This is a genomic window from Dialister invisus DSM 15470, from assembly GCF_000160055.1.
GTDB classification, from domain to species: Bacteria; Bacillota; Negativicutes; order Veillonellales; family Dialisteraceae; genus Dialister; species Dialister invisus.
The window spans coordinates 693,054-713,951 of the sequence record NZ_GG698602.1 but is presented as its reverse complement, the minus strand read 5'-3'; the positions used below and the strand labels follow the sequence as shown (position 1 = coordinate 713,951).

Here is a 20,898-nt window from a genome sequence, read left to right as displayed (position 1 = left end):
TGTTACCTGCAAGGTCTTGACATAGTCGAAAAACGGGAACGACCCATGAAAAGAACTTATGTGGTAAAATAAGGGGGCATAGGTAAACCCGTTAGGGGATAGAAAGGATTATTATGCTGATACAATGGTTTCCCGGCCATATGGCAAAGACAAAACGGCTGATTATCGAACACTTGAAAGCGGTAGATGTGGCGGCGGAACTTTTGGATGCCCGTATTCCTCTGTCCAGTGCGAATCCTATGGTGGAAGAGCTTCTGTCGGGGAAGCCGCGCATCGTCATACTGAATAAGGCGGATCTTGCGGATCCGGGAATGACGAAAGCTTGGGAATCATACTATAAAAGGAAAGGGGTTGCTGCGGTATCTATGAGCTGCGGCAACGGAAAAGATAAAAAGAAATTTCTCCGTCTCATCAAAGAGGCGGCCGGTCCGATGCTGGAAAAGTGGAAACTCCGCGGCTTGAAAACGAGATCGGTACGGATCATGATTCTTGGAATTCCCAATGTAGGCAAGTCAACTCTTATCAATTTTATTTCAGGAACAGCGGCGGCCCGGACAGCCAATACGCCCGGACACACACGGGGCAAGCAGTGGGTCCGTCTTTCGCAGGGGTTGGATCTTTTGGATACCCCCGGTGTTTTATGGCCGAAGTTTGAAGATCAGGTGGCGGCTCTTCGTTTGGCGGCGACCGGAGCGATTGCCGGAGATGTCTTTGATGCGGATACGGTAGTTCCTGAACTGATGAGGGTGCTTGCACGAACGGCACCTGATGCGCTTCGTGAAAAGTACGGAATTGAAGATGCGGCAGCGGATCCCCAAATTCTTCTGGCCCAGGCGGGAAAAAGACGGGGCTGTATTCTTCCCGGAGGCGCGATTGATTATGCCCGTGCACAGACAATGATACTTAATGATTTTCGGAGCGGGAAACTGGGACGCATTACACTTGACGCTGTTCCGGCGGAGGAAGTATGACAATTTCTGAAATCAGGGACATATTGAAACAGGAAACCGTGGAGAAAACGGTTTTGGAAGAAATTATGGCAGATGAACGGAAAGGTGTCCGGCAGCTGGTGGATGCCTATATCCGCCGCCTGAATCGGGAATCGGCAGAACGGTTCCGTGTGGAAGATATGTACGAACCGGAAAGTTCTTTTTACAAAAAAGGATTGGAGTATGTTGCCGGAATTGACGAGGTAGGACGCGGGCCGTTGGCGGGACCTGTCACAGTCGCGGCAGTTATTTTGAAGCCTCATTTTTTTATTGCGGGACTTAATGATTCGAAAAAAGTGGCGCCCCGGCGGCGGGAAGAAATTGCAAAGAAAATTCACGAAACGGCAGTGGATATTTCCATTGTCAGCCTTTCTCCGGAAGAGATTGACATGCGGAATATTTATGCGGCAACGATGGAAGCCATGTACCGCGCGGTGCGGAATCTGAAGATACAGCCGCAGGCGGTCATCGTAGACGCCATGCCTCTCCATTTTCCTGTGCCGTCCCTGTCGCTGGTCCACGGGGATGCCAAATCGGCATCTGTCGCGGCGGCGTCAATCGTGGCAAAGGTTCACAGGGATCATCTGATGGATGAGTATGACAAAGTCTACCCGGGTTATGGATTTTCGCAAAACAAGGGATATGGCACGGCGGAGCATATAGAGGCCATCCGAACATTGGGAATCACACCGATCCACAGGAAAAGTTTCGAACCGGTGAAGAGTATGGTGAATGGAACATATTTATAAAATATTTTTAGAACAGGACAGGGGGACGATCATGAGACAATGTATGGATGCAGAAAACCTGCACAGAAGATTGAAAAAAATTATCGGACAGGTGCAGGCGATTGACCGTATGGTGGAGGAAGATATCGCCTGTGAAGATATGCTGTCCCAGATCAATGCGGCCAAATCGGCGCTCCACAGAGTGGGACAGATCGTTTTGGAGGGACACCTCCATCATTGCGTTTTAGATGGAATTGAACATGGAGATGCGGAAGAAACCATTGCGAAGTTCAGCAAAGCGGTAGAACGTTTTTCCAATATGGGATAATCTCCAAAGAAGGTACTATGTATCCTGTGAATATAAAAATGGACGGCAGGGCTTGTCTTGTTATCGGCGGCGGGCATGTAGCGCAAAGAAAGGTCTGTACGCTTTTGGAGGAAAAGGCGGCGGTGACGGTGATCGCACCCGAAGTCTGCAGTGATCTGGAGGCTCTTTTCAGGGAAGGACGTATTTCATGGCGCAGGGAAAGTTATGAGGCCCCTATGTGCGGCGGCTTTTGTATGGTGGTGACGGCGGCAGGGGATAAGGCGGTCGCGCTGTCGGTACAGAAGGAAGCCGAGCGGGAGGGCTTTTTATATAACGCGGCGGATTTTCCTGCGTTAGGGAATTGCCATATTCCCGCACGGATAAAGAAAGAGGGGCTTATGGTGACAGTGTCCACCGAAGGCCGGTCGCCTGCTATGGCAAAGTATGTGAAAAACTGGCTTGCCCTTGAAATACCTGATGCCTATGGACAATGGCTGGACAGAATGGGGGCGCTTCGGTCGGTATTGCAAGAGGGATTGGCGGATGCGGAACAGAGGGAAAAGTTCTGGCGTCTTGCTTTTGAACATCAGGTTATGGAATTGGTTGTTCAGGGAAATCTGGACGCGGCAGAGGAGCGTGTACGCAGTGGTATTAGCCGTCTTAGGTCTGAATCATAAAACTGTTTCTGTGGATATTCGTGAAAAGTTTTCTATTTCTGAGGAAAGTGCGCAGGAGGGGCTGCTCCATTTGTCTGAGCAGGAAGGAATTAAGGAGGCGGTTGTCCTTTCTACATGTAACCGCACAGAGATATATGCTGTTTTAAAAGAGGAGGAAGATAAAGAGGAATTATATCGTTTTTTTCTGACACTTTCAGGAAACAGTAAAGCGGAAAAAGAATATTTCTTTTTTTATACAGGTACAGAATGTATCCGTCATCTTTTCCGGGTTGTTTCAGGGCTTGATTCCATGGTTCTCGGTGAAAGCCAGATCCTTAACCAGATCAAGACGGCTTACACGGGAGCTTTGGCGGTTCACGCGACCCGTACCATTTTAAATACGCTTTTTCACCGCGCCATTACCACGGGGAAAAGAGTCCGTACAGAAACGCGGATTTCAACAAGTGCTGTTTCTGTGAGTTATGCGGCTGTTAAAATGGCGGAAAAAATTTTAGGCAGTCTGGAAAGAAAAAAGGCTCTCGTCTTCGGCGCGGGTGACGCGGCGGAACTTTTAGTGAAGCATTTGCAGGGGAGAGGGCTCAGGGAAGTGGTTGTGACAAACCGCCATCCAAAGCGGGCAGAGGAGCTGGCACGCAAGTTTGATGGAACGACGCTGCCTTTTCATGAGGCGGTGGCATCGGCAGAAGATGTGGATGTGTTTATCACAGCTACGGGAGCAACCCAGTATATCGTGAAGGCCTGGGATGTGCGGAATCTTATGATGAAAAGAAATAATAAATCTCTTGTGGTCATTGATATCGCCGTACCCTGCGACGTTGAGCCGGAAGTAGGGAATATAAAGAATGTGACGCTATGCAATATCGATGCCTTGCAGGAAATCGTGGAAAATAATATTAAATTCAGGGAAGCGGAAGCGGAGCGGGCAGCCATTATTATTGAAGAGGAAATTAAATCAATTCTGGACCGCTTTATTTATCTCGGTACGCGGCCCGTTATGGTGTCGCTTTCTGAGAAAGCGGAACAAATCCGTCAGCGTGAGCTCCGCCGCGCTATGGGAAAACTGCCTGATTTAAAAGAGGAAGAGCGGCGGGTTATAGAACATATGACCCACATGCTGGTGAGAAAAATGCTCCGTGAACCGATGACTTATCTTCATGAACACGCAGGGACGGAAAAAGAAAGTGCAGGCAAGAGTGCTGTAGAAACATTGTTCAGTCTTGATACGGGAAAGGAGAAGGCTGTTGAAAGATAAGATTATAATCGCTACGAGAGAAAGTTTGCTGGCACTTTGGCAGGCGGAACATGTAAAAAAGCGGATTGAAGATACTTATCCTGAAATACAGGTGGAACTCCTTCCGGTGACGACAAAAGGCGATCAGATTCTGGACAGGTCTCTTCTTGAAATCGGAGGGAAGGGGCTTTTTATCAAAGAACTGGAAAAATTGCTTCTTGAGAAAAAAGCGGATATAGCTGTACATTCTTTGAAAGATATGACGGCCGTAATTCCCGATGGATTGAAACTGGCGGCAGTGACGGCAAGAGAAGATCCGCGGGACGCTTTTGTATCTTTGGAATATGGCAGTCTGCAGGAGTTGCCGGAAGGGGCGGTCGTGGGGACATCCAGTCTCCGCCGACAGGCGCAGCTGCTCCATTTATGGCCGGATCTGCAGATAAAAACGCTTCGCGGGAATGTGCAGACAAGACTCCGGCATTTGGATGAAGGGAACTATGATGCAGTGATCCTTGCGGCGGCAGGATTGAAACGGCTTGGACTGCAAGAACGGATCCAATCTTATATTTCTACCTGTGATAGCATACCTGCGGCGGGGCAGGGTGTTATGGCTATTGAAACAAGAATCGGTGATGATGAAACAATGGAGATTATTCAATTTATCCATGATGAAAAAGTGGCATCCTGTATAATGGCAGAACGAGCATTTCTGGAAAAAGTCGGTGGTGACTGTAAAGTGCCTGCAGGTATCTATGCAGTTCCGTTTCTTGGGCATATAGAGGCGGTGGCTTTCATTGGATCACCTGATGGGAAAGAGATGTACAAAAGGAGCCTTAATGGGCAGACGCAGGATGCAAAGCAGCTGGGAGAAAGTTTGGCGGAAGCATTGATTGCCGATGGCGGCGGCCGCATTTTAGAGGAATTAAGAAAATGATGGATGAGGAGAAACGGATGAAGAAGGGAAAGGTATACTTAATCGGAGCAGGTCCGGGCGACCCCGAACTTTTTACACTGAAAGGGAAACGCTGTCTTGAAAAAGCGGATGTTATTGTCGGGGATTATCTGGCGGATAAACGGATTCTTCGTTTTGCCAATAAGAATGCGGAATACATCTATGTAGGAAAAAGCTGCGGCAGCCATACAATGACACAGCAGGATATCAGCCGCCTTCTTGCTGAAAAAGGGAAAGAAGGGAAAATTGTTGCCCGCTTAAAAGGGGGAGACCCCTTTGTTTTTGGGCGCGGGGGAGAAGAAATCGAAGTGCTCCGTGCGGCAGGCGTGGACTTTGAGGAAGTGCCGGGAGTGACGTCGGCGATTGCGGCTCCCGCTTATGCGGGTATTCCTGTGACCCACAGGAAGGTGGCGGCATCCTTTGCCGTTATCACGGGACATGAGGATCCGACAAAAGGCCATTCTGACATTCATTGGGAAAAACTGGCGGGCGCTGTGGATACGCTTGTGTTTCTTATGGGCGTAGGCCGTACGCAGCATATTGCCGAAGAACTGATCCGTTACGGAAAAAGCGCAGACACACCGGCGGCGTTTGTCCGCTGGGGTACCCGTCCCTATCAGGAAACGTATACCACTACACTTGGAGAGGCGGCGGAAGCAGTCAAGAAATATGGCATCAAGCCGCCATCCGTATTTATTGTCGGGAATGTAGTCAACCTTCGCGAGCAATTGTGCTGGTATGACAATAAGCCGCTTTTCGGAAAGCATGTGGTCATTACCCGTTCCCGCACGCAGGCTTCCCGGCTGACGGAAGTGCTGGAAGACTTGGGGGCATTCTGTACGGAGATTCCATCCATCAAAATTGAATCCCCCGATGACGGCTGGGCAAGTATTGATCAGGGGATTGAAAAACTTGCCGAATATAACTGGATTGTATTTACCAGTCAAAACGGAGTAGATGCTTTCTTTAAGAGGATCTATGAAAAAGGATTTGATACACGGGCGCTTGGTCATGTAAAGATTGCTGTCATAGGACCGGCTACAGATAAGCAGCTGCTCCTCTACGGCCTCAAGGCAGACTGCGTGCCGTCGGCATACAAGGCGGAAGATTTGGCAGAAGCAATGAAGCCGCTTGTCCGTCGAGGAGACAAAATCCTGCTGCCCCGCGCGAAAGTGGCAAGAAGCGTACTGCCTGAAATGCTGACAGGTTACGGATGCCATGTGGATGTGGCGGAAGCTTATGAAACCGTTTGTGATGAAGAAAATAAAGAAAAATTAAAGGAACTTCTTGTGAATCATGAAGTGGATATCATTACATTTACCAGTTCATCTACCGTATTCAATCTGGTAGACCAGCTGGACGGGAAAACGGGACTGCTTGACGGAGTGTCCCTGGCATGTATCGGGCCGATTACTGCGGATGCCTGCCGAAAGTACGGCTTGGAACCGCAGATTATTTCCGATACATTTACAATTGACGGACTGACAGAAGCGATTGTGAAAGGAGTTGCGAAAGAATGAAATTGAATACACTGCGTCCGCGCCGTTTAAGGCGTACTGCTGCTATCCGCAGCATGGTACGGGAAACGTCTCTGGAAATCAATGACTTTATTTATCCGATTTTTGTTGTTCCCGGGCCAAATGTGAAAGAAGAAATACCGAGTATGCCCGGCTGCTATCATCTGTCTGTGGATCAGGCGGTCAAACAGGCGGAGGAAATCGTCAGTCTCGGGGTCCCTGCGGTGGAAATATTTGGGCTGCCTTCTTATAAAGATGACATCGGTTCTTCTGCCTGGGATATGGAAAGTCCTGTACAGCGGGCAATGGTGGCAATCAAAAAAGAATTTCCCGATCTTATTATTGTAGGTGATGTGTGTCTCTGCCAGTATACTAATTCCGGACACTGCGGGCAGCTCTGCGGTCATGAAGTGGATAATGATTCCACGTTGGAATTGCTGGCGAAAGTTGCCGTTTCCCAGGCGGAAGCCGGTGCGGATATCATTGCTCCTTCCGATATGATGGACGGGCGTATTTCTGTCATCCGAAACGCGCTGGATACAAATCGGTTTTCTCATATATCCGTCATGTCCTATGCGGTAAAGTATGCATCAGGGTATTACGGGCCTTTCCGTGATGCGGCCGATTCGGCCCCCCGGTTCGGCGACCGCCGCGGATACCAGATGGATCCTGCGAACAGCCGTGAGGCGATGAAGGAAGTGGATTTGGACATGGAAGAAGGCGCCGATATCATCATGGTGAAGCCTGCCCTTGCTTACCTGGATATTGTTCATCAGGTCCGTCAGCGGATCAACCGTCCTGTGGCAGTGTATAATGTGAGCGGTGAATATGCCATGGTGAAAGCGGCTGCTGCTAACGGATGGATTGATGAAAAGAGGATTGTCATGGAAACCCTTTTGTCAATGAAGCGGGCAGGGGCAGATATGATTATTTCCTATCATGCTCTTGACGCGGCAAGGTGGCTGAAAGAGGAGGCGGGAAGATGATGAACCTGTTCCGTTCGAAAGCGGCTTTTGAAGAGGCGCGGAATTACATGCCCGGCGGAGTGAACAGCCCGGTCCGTTCCTATCCGCATATGGACTGTCCGCCGCCGTTTATTGCATCGGCAAAAGGATCGCATATTACCGATATTGATGGAAATACCTATATAGACTATGTCGGCTCCTGGGGACCTATGATTTTGGGACATGCCCACCCCCGAGTGATTTCCGCGATTCAAAAAGCGGCGGAAAACAGTACGAGCTACGGCGCACCGACGGTGATAGAAACAGAACTGGCCAAACTGGTTACTGCTTTCTACCCGTCCATTGAAAAAATAAGACTTGTTTCTTCCGGAACGGAGGCGACGATGAGTGCTCTTCGTGCTGCCCGCGGTTATACAGGAAGAGATAAAATATTGAAATTTGCCGGCTGCTATCATGGGCATGGCGACAGCCTCCTTGTGAAAGCCGGATCGGGTGCAGCGACTTTCGGCAGTCCTGACAGCGCGGGTGTCACAAAAGGCACGGCAAAAGACACGGTCGTTGTTCCTTATAACGATATTGATGCTTTTGTAAAAAAGATGGATGACGAAGGTGAAGAGATTGCTGCAGTCATTGTAGAACCGGTGGCAGGAAATATGGGGTGTGTCCTTCCTGTTGACGGTTTTTTGGAGACACTTCGCCGTGAAACAGAAAAGCATGGCACTGTCCTGATTTTTGATGAAGTCATGTGTGGTTTCCGTACAGAACTCCATGGCGCACAGGGAAAGTACGGTATTATTCCCGATATGACATGCCTTGGGAAAATTATCGGCGGCGGTTTACCTGCGGCGGCTTATGGAGGGAAAAGGGATATCATGAACTGCATTGCGCCTGACGGTTCCGTTTATCAGGCAGGAACTTTGTCAGGAAATCCCCTGGCGGTAACTGCCGGACTGGAAACGCTTCAAATGATCAGGACTATTCCCGATTTCTATAAAATATTGGAAGAAAAGACAAAGAGGCTGCTCGGCGGCTGGCTGGATGCGGCAGCAGAAGCCGGTGTGGCGGTACAGGTCCATCAGTCGGGATCCATGTTCTGTCTCTTCTTTAATGATAAACCTGTTCTTAACTATGAAGACTCCTGCGCATGTGATGGAAAGAAGTTCAAGACGTGGTTCCTGTCCATGCTGGAACAGGGGATCTACCTGGCACCCTCTCCCTTTGAAACACTTTTTATGTCTTATGCGCACAGCGAAGATGATTTGGACAGAACAATTTCTGCGGCCCGCATTGCCATGAAAGAGGCGGCAGAAGCAAAATAAAACCTGCCATCTGAAAAATAACCGCTTCCATGAATTGAATGTGGAAAATCCGGTTTATGTGAGCGGATAAAACCTGTCATTTGTGACAGGTTATTTTTTTTGTCCAAATTTTGTATACTAATATTAGAAACAGAAATCGGAATCCGGAAGTCGTAAATCATAAACCGCAATCTGCCCGTTTGTTGACGACTTCTGTCGTCTGTTATCAAAAGAACGCGGCGATAGGAAAAACAGAAATCAAAAATCAGATTTTGAATGGAGGATAACAGGTGAAATTGATAAATGAGTAAGCTCTCTTATGTATAAGGATGGAAATCACGGAGCGGTGGAACAAATTCTATAGGGAGGATATGGTTATGCACAAAAGGTATGGACTGCAGCAGGAACGACAGGGTTGAGCTTGCTGCTGTGGGGATGTCGTATGGGAAACGATTCAATTTTGTCGGAATGCGGCGGACTGGCTGATTATAGTGATACCAAGGAAAGAAAAGAGATGACACAGGGGCGGACGGTTTCTTTTTATCTCCGGTTCCGGTTCGGGCATTCCTATGTGCTGGACAATTCCTATTCGTGGGGGACTTATTTTTTCCGCCGTACCTGCCGGGTAAAGTGTCCATTAAAGGCAGCGTTCTGTCGGGATAATGGGGAAGAGCGGAGGCAGGTGGCATCTGGTACGAAGGAAGATGTATTTGCGGCTCTTACAGATATAGAAAATACGGAGAAAATTTATCTTGACAATGGTGTGTATAAAAGAAATACCATTCTTAGAAGCAGCTGGGATTTAAGAATTGTTCATGAAGGGGATCAGCAGGTCAGCGGTCATGGAGAAAGGGGGGATTCCTCAGGAGTGTCGGCGGATCTGCCCATATTTATTCCCTATTTCAAGAATCTTTGCGAAAGAAACGGATATCCGTTCATAGGAACGGCGCAAGAGACGCAGCAGCGGTAAGGAGGAATCTTTATGACAGAGGAATCAAAAAATCCGTTGGAAATACGTTGTTCTGCCTGCGGAGCACCGGCAGAGTTTGACATTATCCATCAAATTTATCAGTGCCGGTACTGCGGGCAGAAAGTAGATGCCAATGAACCGGTGGAACGTTTAAAAAAATGGCGGGCACTTAAAAGGCGCCATTCCGGAGTAAACAGCGGGGATATTCATCCATCGGTTCATATCTGTAAAAACTGCGGAGCCGAGATACTGATTCCCGAAGGAGAAGCTGTCGGGCGCTGTGAGTTTTGCGGGGGAAATCTTGTAAGGCGTGCTTTTACGTTTCGCGATAATTTGCCGGAAGTGTTTATCCCCTTTGTCCTGACAGAAAGGGAAGCGTCAGAGCGGCTTACGGCATGGGCAGTAAAAAATAAGAGGACAAAGGAAGCGGGATGGGTAGAGAAAAACATAAAAAGTCTTAAAGGTTATTATCTTCCTTATCAAATCGTAAAAGGTCCTGTCCGCTGTACCGTATTTCGGGATCAGGCATTTTCCGATAAAAAATATATCTGCGGAAGCTTTATCAACGGTATGGCGGTAAATACGTCCAATCAGCTGGATAATATGGTTCTTGACCATGCGGAGCCGTTTGACTGGAAAGGCACAGTTCCTTTTGAATTCGGCTATATCGCAGGGCAGCGTGTGAAGCTGCCTGATATATCGGGCGGAGCGGCAGAGCAACGGGTTTTGGAAGAAGTGGAAGCGGATTATCTTCCCATTGTTGAAAAAGTGATGGAAACATCAGGGGTCAAGCTTCATGCCAAAGGAGAAAACCTATTAAGCATTCCCGCCCTTCTTCCGCTCTATATCATCGCCGGAAAAGGAAAGCTTGCGGCGGTTAACGGCCAGACAGGGAGAATTGCTGTCTCTGTAGGAGAAAAAAAGAAAAGCTGGCCCTGGATCGTTGAACCGCTCCTTATGACAGTTTTCGTATTCATCGTGATGCTGTTCCTTTTTGATTACGAGGTGTATGTTGCGGGGATGGTAGGGCTTGTTTTCGGCATCATTTTTTTTGCGGGATTCAGTGACGGCAGGTCTGCCAGGATCAGAAAGATTATCCGGCAGGGGAAGAACTGCCGGGCAGAAAGAAAAGGGATCCGTCTCATCGTAAAAGAAGAGGCGTTTCCTGAAAAAGATTTTGAGGCTCCCGTCTTCTTTGAAAAGGTTAAAGGGAAGATGGCTCCCGTAAAAATCAGCTTTTATTCATGGGAGCGGTGGATACAGATTGGGGTATTCCTGCTTTTGCTTAACTTTTTGCCTGCCGTTTTCGCGCTTTTGATTTATTACGGCAGCGGGATGACGGGGCCGATCTGCTGGTCTGCCATGGTGGTATGGCTCTGTCTGTCAGTTCCCTGCTCACTTATCCTCTGGATGTCCGTTGGACGTATTCGTTTGTATAATTATCCGCTGGTGAAGCTCATCGGTCCGGAGGGGAAATTGACAAGCGTACAGGCAGACGACATAGAACCGATGAATCTTTTCTATATACTCAAGGATATAACGGAACTGCTTCTGGTATTTCCGTGGGTGATTGCGCTCCTGGTATTTATAATTTTAGGGACTGTCGGTGCGATGCTTATGTGAGAGAACGAATAATGGAAGGCGGGAAACGGCTGTGGGAGTCAGGAAGCAGAATGTAAAAGACGCTGCCGTTTAATTTGTGCAGCAGCGCATTATGGGCTCTTTTACCCCAAAAGATGATAGAGATAAGTCAAGAACCGTGAGGGCTGTTTTGTTCAGAAAAAAATCCTGATATTTTAACGAAAGTATAATTACTGCGGCTACATTATGTTTTTAATATCCTTTATAATGGATGTGTACCTGTTTTAATTTCATTGTCAGTCATGGAAAAAGAGGATATTATGAGCGGATTTTTTGGAGCGGTGCTGAAATCGGATTGTGTGTTTGATGTATTCTTCGGGACAGATTACCATTCTCATCTGGGGACAAGGCGGGCGGGTATGGTTTTTTACGGAGAGGACGGTTTTGACAGATCCATCCACAATATTGAAAATACGCCGTTCCGGACGAAGTTTGACAGTGATATTCACCAAATGAGAGGAAACTTGGGGTTAGGCTGTATTTCCGATTATGAAGCGCAGCCGCTGATTGTCCGCTCTCATCACGGCACATACGCGTTGGCAACAGTGTCGAAAATTAATAATATGGATGAATTAACGGAAGAAATAATTCAAAAAGGGGGTACCCACTTTCTGGAAATGAGCGGCGGCGATATTAACGCGACGGAACTTGTGGCGACGCTGATTAACCAGAAAGATAATCTGATAGAGGGGATCTGTTATGCCCAGGAGAGAATAGACGGCGCACTGACGCTTCTTCTGCTTACGCCGGACGGTTTATACTGTGCCCGTGACAGGCTGGGGAGGACGCCCGTAGTGATCGGCAGAAAAGAGGACGGTTATTGTGCTGTTTTTGAATCCTGTTCATACTTGAATCTGGAATATGAAGATGACCGTGAACTCGGTCCCGGAGAAATTGCCGTACTTACACCGGAGGGAGTAAAGACGCTTGTCGCTCCCGGAAAGGATATGCGTATATGCACGTTTCTATGGATTTACTATGGCTATCCATCTGCCCGTTATGAAGGCGTGTCCGTGGAGGAAATGCGTTACCACTGCGGGATGGCGATGGCGGAACGTGACGGATTTACAAAAGAAGATGTGGATATCGTTGCCGGCGTCCCCGATTCAGGGATTGCCCATGCCATGGGATATGCCAACCGGTCGGGCGTGCCCTTTTCGCGGCCGCTTGTAAAGTATACGCCTACCTGGCCGCGTTCTTTTATGCCGACAATCCAGTCGAAGCGTAATTTGATTGCAAAAATGAAATTGATCCCCATTCATGAACTGATTAGAGGGAAACGAATGGTTCTGGTGGATGATTCCATTGTCAGAGGGACGCAGCTTCGGGAAACGGCGGAGTTTCTTTTTGAAAGCGGAGCGAAAGAGGTTCATGCCCGTGCAGCGTGTCCGCCCATCTTGTTTGGCTGCAAGTATCTGAATTTTTCCCGTTCCAATTCGGAAATGGAACTGATTGCCCGTCGTGTTATTGCAGAAGAGGAAGGAGAAAACGTGGACCGGACCGTTCTCGATGATTATGCGGATCCCGACTCCGACCGCTATCACAAGATGGTGGAAAAAATCTGTAAGCGGATGGGGTTTACTTCGCTGGGATATAACCGCCTGGACGATATGCTTGATGCCGCAGGGATAGACCCGTCAAAGATGTGTACATATTGCTGGAACGGCAGAGAATGACAGAAAAACCGCGGAAGTTTCGCGGATTTTTATCTTGCGGAAATGAAACATAAAATTTGAAATTCATTCTCAAATGTAATATACTGTTTAAGGTTTCTGACAAGGAAATCAGGATGGGGGATCATGATGATTGAATTCAAATATGATACGCAATTACTGATTGAAGGCGAAAATTTAAAGAAGGAGGAAATTTCAAAGCATATCAATAAAAATCTGAAAGGCGACTGTCTCATTGTCGTACAGGTGGGGAATTTGGTGAAAATCCATTTTCATACGAATGAGCCATGGTTTCTTCTTCAATACTGCGCCACTGTGGGAGATATCTTTGATATCGTTGTAGAAGACATGGACCGCCAGAGCCGTGGATTAAAAGGATAAGAATAATGGAGCCTCCGCTATTGGGGGCTTTTCTGATGCCCCGATTCCTGATTTCATTCCCCCTTTACCGTCTGAGCTGCCCGGTATGCTATAATGAGCAAAGATAAAATCGGAAGAAGGGAATTTTGATGCCTGAGAAAAAATCCCGCAGGTTTTTTATATTAACAGCCAGTATCGGCACAGGACACAGCCAGGCGGCGAGAGCCATCGCGGAATCCATCAAGGAGATGCATCCTGAGGATTCTGTTCGCGTGCTTGATTTCGTATCCCGTGATGTGCTGTCTGTGGATCAGATCATCAAGCGGACATATCTGCAGATGATCAGGCTTATTCCTGATATATATGACAGCCTGTACAGCAATTCACAAAAGAGCAGCTTCGGAAAAACGTCGCAGGCGCTTTTATCTTTAAGTTTCCGCAGGAGAATGAAACGGCTTATCCGGGTATTGAATCCGGACGCTTTGATTTTTACCCATCCCTTTCCTGCGGGGGCCGCTGATTTGTTGAAGAAAAAAGGCGATATCACCACGCCGCTTTTAGGGGTGATTACTGATTTTGACATTCATCAGCTTTGGATAGACCGTCACCTGGACGGATACTGTGTGGCAACGCCTGAACTGGCATCGTTGCTTTCGCGGTATGGTATTTCTTCCGATATTATCCATACGACGGGGATCCCCGTGAGGAAGTCTTTTTATGAGGAGAGCGCCCGCCGTCCGGTTGCGGAAAAGGGAACAGTACTTGTCATGGGAGGCGGTCTTGGCCTCGGCAGGATTGCTGATGACTTGAAACGTATGGATGAAGTGGATGAAATAGCAAGGTTCATTGTCATCACAGGACAGAATATAAGCCTTTATGAAGAAGTGGCGGCTTTGGCAGAAAGACTCCGCCATCCTGTGGAACTGCACAGCTATACGAATAAAGTGGCCCGTATCATGGGGCGGTGCGAACTGCTGGTGACAAAACCGGGGGCGCTTACCTGTACGGAAGCGATTGTCATGAACAAGCCCATGGTTTTGGTGAATACGCTTCCCGGGCAGGAACGGGCAAACGCTGCATTTTTAAGCGGACTCGGCTGTGCGGAATGGGTGAAACGGGGAGAACTGGCGGAAACGGTCAGATATATCCTTGCGAATCCCGAAAAAAGGAAACAAATGGAAAATGCCTGCGGTACCAGTCATATGGAAAGTGCCGGAGAAGTTGTAAAAATCCTCTATGATATGGTTGAAAAAATGGACAAAAAAAACATTTGAGAGATATACTTTTTGTTGGTCTCATCTCTATGATAAGTGCGGCAGCCGCTGGGGAAACAGAAAGAGATACTTGGATTCTATTAAGAAAGTGCTTGCGGAAATGACCGAAGATACCTCTATGCCGCTTAGCAGTTTAGTGTTATTGAATATGAGAAAATAATCTTCTAAGAAATAAAAATTTGAGGAGGTACTTTATGCGGAAAATAAGGAAAGCAATTATTCCGGCTGCAGGATTCGGCACACGGTTTCTTCCTGCGACAAAAGCCATGCCGAAAGAGATGCTGCCCATTGTTGATAAGCCGACAATCCAATATATTGCAGAAGAAATTCTGGAAAGCGGTATTGACCAGATCTTAATCATCAGCGGTCATGCGAAACGGGCAATTGAAGATCATTTCGATTCGTCTCCCGAGCTGGAATCCCATTTGTATGAACATGGAAAGATGTCCGTTTTAAAAGAAATCAGGAAAATTTCTTCCATTAAAATCCATTATGTCCGGCAGCAGTATATGCGGGGGCTGGGAGACGCGATTCTCTGTGCGAAAGATTTCGTGGACGGCGAGCCGTTCGGTGTCATTCTTGGTGATGATGTCGTATACCACCCAGAGAAGCCTGCGTTGAAACAGCTTATGGAACAATATGAACAAACCGGCGGAACTGTGATTGGCTGCCAGTGTGTAGCGCCGGAGCGGGTGTCTGCTTACGGAATTATTGCCGGAAAGGAAATCAATGATAAGGGGCTTCTGAAGGTGGATGATATGATAGAAAAACCGTCCATTTCTGAAGCACCGAGCCGTGTGGCAGCATTGGGACGATATGTGATTACACCGGAAGTTTTTGAGGTACTTGAACAGACTGCGCCGGGAAAAGGCGGAGAAATACAGTTGACCGATGCACTCCGTGTCATGGCTCATGCAGGGAATGTGTACGCATACTGTTTTGAGGGCAAGCGATATGATACCGGAGATAAGCTGGGTTTTTTGAAAGCCACTGTGGAATATGCGCTCCGAAGAGATGATTTGGGGGATGATTTCCATACATACTTGAAAAACTTGACGAAAGACTGGTAGTAGGAAATTCTTTATAAGTCTGTATTTCTTGTGGAAAGGAACATAGAATGAATATTCTTGTAACAGGCGGTGCGGGATATATCGGTTCACATACAGTAAGAGCACTGATGAAGTCAGAAGAATTTACTCCTTTTGTTTTTGATAACCTGTCTACCGGGCACCGTGAATCAGTGCCTGAAGAGGTTGCTTTTATCGAGGGCGATATCCATGATATTGCTTTTGTGGCAGAAACTATGAAACGCTATGAAATTGACGGTGTGATTCATTTTGCTGCATCCAGTCTTGTGGCAGAATCCATGGTAGAACCGGGCAAATATTATTCCAATAATGTGGAAGGGACGCTTCATTTGCTCCTGGGAATGAGAAAAGCAGGCGTGGATAAAATCGTCTTTTCTTCCACGGCAGCGGTATATGGGGAGCCGGAGAAAACACCTATTGAAGAAGATTTTCCCCATAATCCGACCAATGTGTATGGCAGGACGAAACTTGTCATCGAGGATATGATGCGTGATTTTACTGCGGCGTACGGATTAAGCTATGTGGCACTCCGCTATTTTAACGCGGCAGGCGCGGCGGAAGGCGGAATGATCGGAGAGGATCATCAGCCTGAATCCCATCTGATTCCTTTGATTTTGAAAACGGCACAGGGGGTACGCGACCATATTTCCATCTATGGGACGGATTATCCTACGCCTGACGGTACCTGTCTTCGTGACTATATTCATGTGCTGGACCTGGCGGATGCCCATGTGCTGGCAATGAAGTATCTGGCGGGTGGCGGAGTGAGTGATGTATTTAACCTCGGTTCAGAAAACGGTTTCAGCGTGAGAGAAATCATTGAGGTCGCAAAGAAAGTGACAGGTGTGGATTTCAAGGTAGTCGAAGAAGGGCGGCGCAGCGGAGATCCGGCAGCCTTAATTGCATCATCTGCCAAGTGCAAAAAGGCATTGGGATGGAATCCGACAAGAAGCAGTACAGAAGAGATTATTGCCGCAGCATGGAAATGGCATCTGTCACATCCTTACGGATATGGCGGGGAAAAACAGAAGGAAAGCCTGTGATGGGGTATAAAGATGCTTACAGGGACTGGCTCAGCTGGTGTGATGATGCAGAGAAGAAAGAGCTGCTTTTACTGAAAGATGAAAAGGAAATTGAAGATCGCTTTTACAGGGATCTGGAATTCGGTACGGCAGGGCTCCGGGGTATTATGGGTGTCGGATCAAACCGCATGAATAGGTACAATGTACGGAAAGCGACAAAAGGATTTGCGGATTACCTGCAGGATACTTATGGGAAACGGTGTCAAGACGGGGTGATTATCGCTTATGACTCCAGAAATAACTCCGCTGATTTTGCCGCGGAAGCGGCTCATGTTCTTTGCGCAGCAGGGATTCCGGTAAAATTTTTCACAGAGCCGGAACCAATCCCTATTCTTTCTTTTTCGGTCAGGCATTTTCGTGCGGCAGGCGGGATCGTCATTACTGCCAGTCATAATCCGAAGGAATATAACGGATACAAAGTTTACGGGCCGGATGGGGGGCAGCTGGTGCCTCGTGATGCCAATGTGCTTTCGCGTTATGTAGAAAATATTTCTGATCTTGCCCATATTCCATGTACCGGCAGTAAAGAGCTGCTTACCCGTCTGGGGCAGGATACGGTAGATCTTTTTATTGAAGAAATATATAAACAGTCCACATTGAAGGGGAATGTGGGAAATCTTAAAATCGTATACACGCCTATTCATGGCGCAGGGAATATTCCTGTGCGGAAAATATTGAAACGTGGTGGTTTTACTGATGTCCATATCGTAGAAAGCCAGGAAAAGCCTGACGGGAACTTTCCGACTGTAAGCGCGCCGAATCCGGAGAATCAGGATGCTTTGCAGTTGGGGATAAAGCTGGCAGGAGAAATCGGAGCAGACATCGTTATCGGAACAGATCCTGACAGCGATCGGATAGGCGCGGCCGTCCTCCATAACGGCAAGTATCTTCTTATTTCAGGAAGCAGAATGGGGGCACTCTTGGTGAACTATCTGCTGACGATGAAAGAAAAAGAACTGACAGGTAAGTCCACCATTATAACAACAATTGTTACCGGCGGTATTGGCAGGGATATTGCAGGGAAGTATGGTGTGCAGGTGGAAGAAACTCTTACCGGATTCAAGTATATCGGTGAGAAAATGTCACAGTATGAGAAAGATGGAAGCCATGAATTTATCTTTGGCTATGAAGAGAGTTACGGTTATCTGGCAGGTACCCATGCCCGGGATAAAGACGCCGTTGTGACAGCCCTTCTGATTTGCGAGATGGCAGATTATTTTAAGAAGCAGGGAAAAACTCTGATTGATGTGCTGGCGGAACTATCGAAAGAATATGGATACTGCCTTGATAAACTTTCATCTTATACATTTGCCGGTAAAAAAGGTCTTGCAAAAATCGCAGATATCATGGCAGCCCTCCGGGTAAAGGGCGTGCAGGAGATTTTACCGGACATCGGGGAGATACGGGATTATGCAAAAGGCATTGACGGACTGCCTGCTGAAAATGTATTGAAATTCATCTTGAAGGATCATTCATGGATAGCGGTCCGCCCATCGGGAACGGAACCTAAGATAAAGATTTACTGTTCGCTGAAGGGGAAAGATGAAGAAGAAACATCCCGCCGTTTCCTTATGTACAAGGAAATCTGGGAACGGGAATTTGATTTATAAAATAGAATTTATTCATAAGACCATACTTACGGGAATGTGCAAGTATGGTTTTTTGTTTTCTTGCGGCAGATTACATAATGAAGATTTATTGACATAGGTGTATAATTATGCTATTATCCTGTATATTAATAATTGAGGTGGTATGATGATTGATGCAGCGGGTACACATGTGATTTATGAAGTCAAGCATTTAGAGAAATCCTTCGGGAAAGTAGAAGTTCTGAAAGACATTAATATTCAGATTGGAAATGGAGAGGTACTGACAATTATCGGTCCGTCAGGTTCCGGGAAGAGTACTTTTCTCCGCTGCCTGAATCTTTTGGAAAAACCGACGGGAGGCGAATTGTGGTTTGACGGCAGGCTGATTGACGGAAAGACTGATGTGAAAATGCTCCGCCGTGATGTGGGTATGGTATTCCAGTCATTCAACTTGTTTCCCATGTTCAGTGCTGTGGAAAACGTCATGTATGCGCCTGTCCATATCAACAAGCTGGATAAGAAACAGGCGAAAGAAGAAGCTATGGAGCTGCTTTCCCGCGTGGGCATGGCGGATCGGGCAAACCATTATCCGGGAGAGCTTTCCGGCGGACAGCAGCAGCGTGTGGCTATTGCCAGAGCGCTTGCGATGAAACCGAAGATGCTCCTGTTTGATGAACCGACTTCCGCTCTTGATCCTGAACTCGTCGGTGATGTTCTCACCGTTATGAAAGAAGTGGCTCTTGAAGGTATGACCATGGCGGTGGTAACCCATGAAATGCAGTTTGCCCGCTCTGTTTCCAGCCGTGTGGTATTTATGGATAAAGGGTATATTGTAGAAGAAGGAAGTCCTGAGGAAATATTCAGCCGTCCGCGGGAAGAAAGGACACAGATTTTCCTAAAGCGTTTGCTTCATACAGATATTTAAGGAGATTGTATTATGGATATAGTGCTTGAAACCGCTGTCAAATATAATGATATTTTTATGGCAGGCGCGAAGATAACGATCATTATTTCATTTCTGTCATGTTTCTTCGGACTTTTTCTGGGGGTAATTCTGGCCTTTATGAAGATTTCCGGTGTGAAAATATTGCAGGCTGTTGCTGCGGTATATGTAGAGGTCATCCGCGGCACTCCGGTACTTGTACAGATTTCCCTTGTGTTTTTTGGACTTCCTTTCCTTGGAATCCAGTTCCCTAATTTTGAAATATGGGGAGTGGATTTCGAAAGGCTGTCAGCCGGTGTGCTGGCACTGATATTAAACTCCGGCGCATACCAGTGTGAAATTGTCCGTTCCGGTATCCAGTCAATTCATAAAGGGCAGCTTGAAGCAGCCATGTCTCTTGGATTTTCGAAATGGGAATCTATGGTGCGGATTATTATTCCCCAGGCAATCAGAAATATCCTGCCGGTGATTGGTAATGAATTTGTTACCCTTATCAAGGAGTCTTCCCAGGTGTCCGTCATCGGCATGGCGGATCTCATGTATACGGCGGCGACCATTCAGGGAATCAGTTTCCAGCCTTTTCCTCCGCTTGTCATTGTCGCGGTATACTACTTTGTGATGACATTCTTTGTTTCTTCCTGTCTGCGTGTTCTGGAAATACGCCTGAAAGTACGGTCGGTAAGGTAAGAAAGATGTCATACCGCATTTTCACGGCGGATAGAGCGGTGTATAATACATAAAATTGAGTAAGGGAAGGAGTTATTTAAATGAAACATGCAGTTAGATCAGCGATTTTAGGATTAGCGGCCGTATGCGCGCTTGCCATTTCCGGATGCGGTGACAGCAGCAGGACGGCAGCACCACAGAATGCACAAGCTCAGGGAAACCTGATGCAGAAAATTAAGGAAAAAGGCAAGATTGTTGTAGGAACTTCTTCCGGTTACCCTCCCTATGTTTTTGTAGACGCCGCGAGTGGTGAAAAGAAGGTTATCGGACTTGATATCGAACTGGCACAGCAGATTGCCGATAAGTTAGGCGTGAAATTGGAAGTACAGGACATGGGGTTTTCTGCGCTTCTTTCTTCCGTGACGGCAAATAAAGTAGATATTGCGGTGGGTGGTATCTTTCCGACGGCGGAAAGGGAAAAGGCGATGGCTTTTTCCAAATCCTATCTGCCGACGGAACAAAAGCTGCTGATCAAAAAAGATGATGCTGCGAAATATAAAACTGCAGCTGATTTAAAAGGAGCAGTTATCGGTGCTGAAAAGTCCACTACCCAGGAAGCCGCCGCCCAGAAAGTAGAAGGGGCAAAATCTGTGGGGCTGACAAGTGTTCCCGACGCGGTGCTTGAATTAAAACACGGCAAGCTGAACGGAATCATTATAGAAGGGATTGTTGCGCGGCAGTACCTGATTTTTAATCCGGATCTTGTACTGGCTGATGTGACTTTTCCTGATGCAAAGAAACTTTCTGCTGTTGCACTGCAAAAAGGAAATGATGACCTGGTTAAATTGATTAATGATGTGATTGATGAAAATACGAAAAATGGAAATTTTGAAAAATGGGTGGATGAGTATAGCAAGGTCGCTGTTGAAAAAGCAAAATGACAAAAAT

Annotated in this window: 20 protein-coding genes; all 20 read left to right on the top strand. The window is 47.3% G+C overall.

Features of this window, described 5'->3' with window-relative positions; all coding sequences use genetic code 11:
- The first annotated feature begins 113 nt into the window (after nucleotides 1-113).
- The 20 genes from ylqF (at nucleotide 114) to GCWU000321_RS03365 (ending at nucleotide 20,891) form a co-directional block, all read left to right on the top strand.
- Complete coding sequence (gene ylqF, locus GCWU000321_RS03460; protein WP_007069695.1) at nucleotides 114-971, top strand: ribosome biogenesis GTPase YlqF; 858 nt, start codon at nucleotides 114-116, stop codon at nucleotides 969-971.
- Entirely contained in the window at nucleotides 968-1,738 is a 771-nt protein-coding gene (locus GCWU000321_RS03455) for a ribonuclease HII (protein ID WP_007069694.1), read from the top strand. The genes ylqF and GCWU000321_RS03455 overlap by 4 nt, the downstream gene beginning before the upstream one ends.
- Nucleotides 1,739-1,769: 31 nt before the next feature.
- Entirely contained in the window at nucleotides 1,770-2,045 is a 276-nt protein-coding gene (locus tag GCWU000321_RS03450) for a metal-sensing transcriptional repressor (protein ID WP_022027020.1), read from the top strand.
- 17 nt (nucleotides 2,046-2,062) lie between these two features.
- A complete protein-coding gene (locus GCWU000321_RS03445) occupies nucleotides 2,063-2,701 on the top strand; it encodes a precorrin-2 dehydrogenase/sirohydrochlorin ferrochelatase family protein (RefSeq protein ID WP_007069692.1) in 639 nt (212 codons plus the stop codon).
- The gene (hemA, locus tag GCWU000321_RS03440; RefSeq protein ID WP_040381198.1) at nucleotides 2,670-3,953 is read left to right on the top strand and encodes a glutamyl-tRNA reductase; all 1,284 of its coding nucleotides are present in this window, start codon (nucleotides 2,670-2,672) and stop codon (nucleotides 3,951-3,953) included. The genes GCWU000321_RS03445 and hemA overlap by 32 nt, the downstream gene beginning before the upstream one ends.
- On the top strand, nucleotides 3,943-4,866 hold the full coding sequence (hemC, locus tag GCWU000321_RS03435; RefSeq protein ID WP_007069690.1) for a hydroxymethylbilane synthase: 924 nt from the start codon (nucleotides 3,943-3,945) through the stop codon (nucleotides 4,864-4,866). Before hemA ends, hemC begins: the two co-directional genes overlap by 11 nt.
- 17 nt (nucleotides 4,867-4,883) lie before the next feature.
- Nucleotides 4,884-6,404: a uroporphyrinogen-III C-methyltransferase gene (gene cobA / locus GCWU000321_RS03430; RefSeq protein WP_040381837.1), complete on the top strand. Its 1,521-nt coding sequence runs from the start codon at nucleotides 4,884-4,886 to the stop codon at nucleotides 6,402-6,404.
- The gene (hemB, locus tag GCWU000321_RS03425; RefSeq protein WP_007069688.1) at nucleotides 6,401-7,387 is read left to right on the top strand and encodes a porphobilinogen synthase; all 987 of its coding nucleotides are present in this window, start codon (nucleotides 6,401-6,403) and stop codon (nucleotides 7,385-7,387) included. The genes cobA and hemB overlap by 4 nt, the downstream gene beginning before the upstream one ends.
- The gene (hemL, locus tag GCWU000321_RS03420) at nucleotides 7,384-8,685 is read left to right on the top strand and encodes a glutamate-1-semialdehyde 2,1-aminomutase (RefSeq protein WP_007069687.1); all 1,302 of its coding nucleotides are present in this window, start codon (nucleotides 7,384-7,386) and stop codon (nucleotides 8,683-8,685) included. The genes hemB and hemL overlap by 4 nt, the downstream gene beginning before the upstream one ends.
- Nucleotides 8,686-9,106: 421 nt before the next feature.
- Nucleotides 9,107-9,634 carry a hypothetical protein gene (locus GCWU000321_RS03415; protein WP_007069685.1) on the top strand — a complete coding sequence of 176 codons (528 nt, stop codon included), beginning with the start codon at nucleotides 9,107-9,109 and terminating at the stop codon, nucleotides 9,632-9,634.
- A 12-nt stretch (nucleotides 9,635-9,646) separates the two neighbouring features.
- Nucleotides 9,647-11,257, top strand: a complete 1,611-nt coding sequence (locus GCWU000321_RS03410) for a zinc ribbon domain-containing protein (RefSeq protein ID WP_007069684.1) — start codon at nucleotides 9,647-9,649, stop codon at nucleotides 11,255-11,257.
- A 278-nt stretch (nucleotides 11,258-11,535) separates the two neighbouring features.
- Nucleotides 11,536-12,951, top strand: a complete 1,416-nt coding sequence (locus GCWU000321_RS03405; RefSeq protein WP_040381195.1) for an amidophosphoribosyltransferase — start codon at nucleotides 11,536-11,538, stop codon at nucleotides 12,949-12,951.
- Between the two features lie 123 nt (nucleotides 12,952-13,074).
- Nucleotides 13,075-13,329, top strand: coding sequence for a hypothetical protein (locus GCWU000321_RS03400; protein ID WP_007069682.1), 255 nt, complete (start codon nucleotides 13,075-13,077; stop codon nucleotides 13,327-13,329).
- Nucleotides 13,330-13,457: 128 nt separating this feature from the next.
- The gene (locus GCWU000321_RS03395; RefSeq protein WP_007069681.1) at nucleotides 13,458-14,582 is read left to right on the top strand and encodes an MGDG synthase family glycosyltransferase; all 1,125 of its coding nucleotides are present in this window, start codon (nucleotides 13,458-13,460) and stop codon (nucleotides 14,580-14,582) included.
- Between the two features lie 194 nt (nucleotides 14,583-14,776).
- Nucleotides 14,777-15,652, top strand: a complete 876-nt coding sequence (gene galU, locus GCWU000321_RS03390; protein WP_007069679.1) for a UTP--glucose-1-phosphate uridylyltransferase GalU — start codon at nucleotides 14,777-14,779, stop codon at nucleotides 15,650-15,652.
- Nucleotides 15,653-15,699: 47 nt separating this feature from the next.
- Nucleotides 15,700-16,713 (top strand): UDP-glucose 4-epimerase GalE, encoded by a 1,014-nt coding sequence (gene galE / locus GCWU000321_RS03385; protein WP_007069678.1) that lies wholly within the window; start codon nucleotides 15,700-15,702, stop codon nucleotides 16,711-16,713.
- The gene (locus GCWU000321_RS03380; RefSeq protein WP_244835047.1) at nucleotides 16,605-18,362 is read left to right on the top strand and encodes a phospho-sugar mutase; all 1,758 of its coding nucleotides are present in this window, start codon (nucleotides 16,605-16,607) and stop codon (nucleotides 18,360-18,362) included. Before galE ends, GCWU000321_RS03380 begins: the two co-directional genes overlap by 109 nt.
- Before the next feature lie 142 nt (nucleotides 18,363-18,504).
- Nucleotides 18,505-19,266 (top strand): amino acid ABC transporter ATP-binding protein, encoded by a 762-nt coding sequence (locus GCWU000321_RS03375; RefSeq protein WP_007069676.1) that lies wholly within the window; start codon nucleotides 18,505-18,507, stop codon nucleotides 19,264-19,266.
- Nucleotides 19,267-19,278: 12 nt separating this feature from the next.
- A complete protein-coding gene (locus GCWU000321_RS03370; protein WP_007069675.1) occupies nucleotides 19,279-19,971 on the top strand; it encodes an amino acid ABC transporter permease in 693 nt (230 codons plus the stop codon).
- Nucleotides 19,972-20,051: 80 nt separating this feature from the next.
- Nucleotides 20,052-20,891 (top strand): transporter substrate-binding domain-containing protein, encoded by an 840-nt coding sequence (locus GCWU000321_RS03365; protein WP_007069674.1) that lies wholly within the window; start codon nucleotides 20,052-20,054, stop codon nucleotides 20,889-20,891.
- The last annotated feature ends 7 nt before the right edge of the window (nucleotides 20,892-20,898 follow it).

Coding starts and splice junctions, on each gene's coding strand:
- ylqF (WP_007069695.1), top strand. CDS start 114: ATGCTGATACAATGGTTTCCCGGCCATATGGCAAAGACAAAACGGCTG.
- GCWU000321_RS03455 (WP_007069694.1), top strand. CDS start 968: ATGACAATTTCTGAAATCAGGGACATATTGAAACAGGAAACCGTGGAG.
- GCWU000321_RS03450 (WP_022027020.1), top strand. CDS start 1,770: ATGAGACAATGTATGGATGCAGAAAACCTGCACAGAAGATTGAAAAAA.
- GCWU000321_RS03445 (WP_007069692.1), top strand. CDS start 2,063: ATGTATCCTGTGAATATAAAAATGGACGGCAGGGCTTGTCTTGTTATC.
- cobA (WP_040381837.1), top strand. CDS start 4,884: ATGAAGAAGGGAAAGGTATACTTAATCGGAGCAGGTCCGGGCGACCCC.
- hemB (WP_007069688.1), top strand. CDS start 6,401: ATGAAATTGAATACACTGCGTCCGCGCCGTTTAAGGCGTACTGCTGCT.
- hemL (WP_007069687.1), top strand. CDS start 7,384: ATGATGAACCTGTTCCGTTCGAAAGCGGCTTTTGAAGAGGCGCGGAAT.
- GCWU000321_RS03415 (WP_007069685.1), top strand. CDS start 9,107: ATGGGAAACGATTCAATTTTGTCGGAATGCGGCGGACTGGCTGATTAT.
- GCWU000321_RS03410 (WP_007069684.1), top strand. CDS start 9,647: ATGACAGAGGAATCAAAAAATCCGTTGGAAATACGTTGTTCTGCCTGC.
- GCWU000321_RS03405 (WP_040381195.1), top strand. CDS start 11,536: ATGAGCGGATTTTTTGGAGCGGTGCTGAAATCGGATTGTGTGTTTGAT.
- GCWU000321_RS03400 (WP_007069682.1), top strand. CDS start 13,075: ATGATGATTGAATTCAAATATGATACGCAATTACTGATTGAAGGCGAA.
- GCWU000321_RS03395 (WP_007069681.1), top strand. CDS start 13,458: ATGCCTGAGAAAAAATCCCGCAGGTTTTTTATATTAACAGCCAGTATC.
- galU (WP_007069679.1), top strand. CDS start 14,777: ATGCGGAAAATAAGGAAAGCAATTATTCCGGCTGCAGGATTCGGCACA.
- galE (WP_007069678.1), top strand. CDS start 15,700: ATGAATATTCTTGTAACAGGCGGTGCGGGATATATCGGTTCACATACA.
- GCWU000321_RS03380 (WP_244835047.1), top strand. CDS start 16,605: ATGGAATCCGACAAGAAGCAGTACAGAAGAGATTATTGCCGCAGCATG.
- GCWU000321_RS03375 (WP_007069676.1), top strand. CDS start 18,505: ATGATGATTGATGCAGCGGGTACACATGTGATTTATGAAGTCAAGCAT.
- GCWU000321_RS03370 (WP_007069675.1), top strand. CDS start 19,279: ATGGATATAGTGCTTGAAACCGCTGTCAAATATAATGATATTTTTATG.
- GCWU000321_RS03365 (WP_007069674.1), top strand. CDS start 20,052: ATGAAACATGCAGTTAGATCAGCGATTTTAGGATTAGCGGCCGTATGC.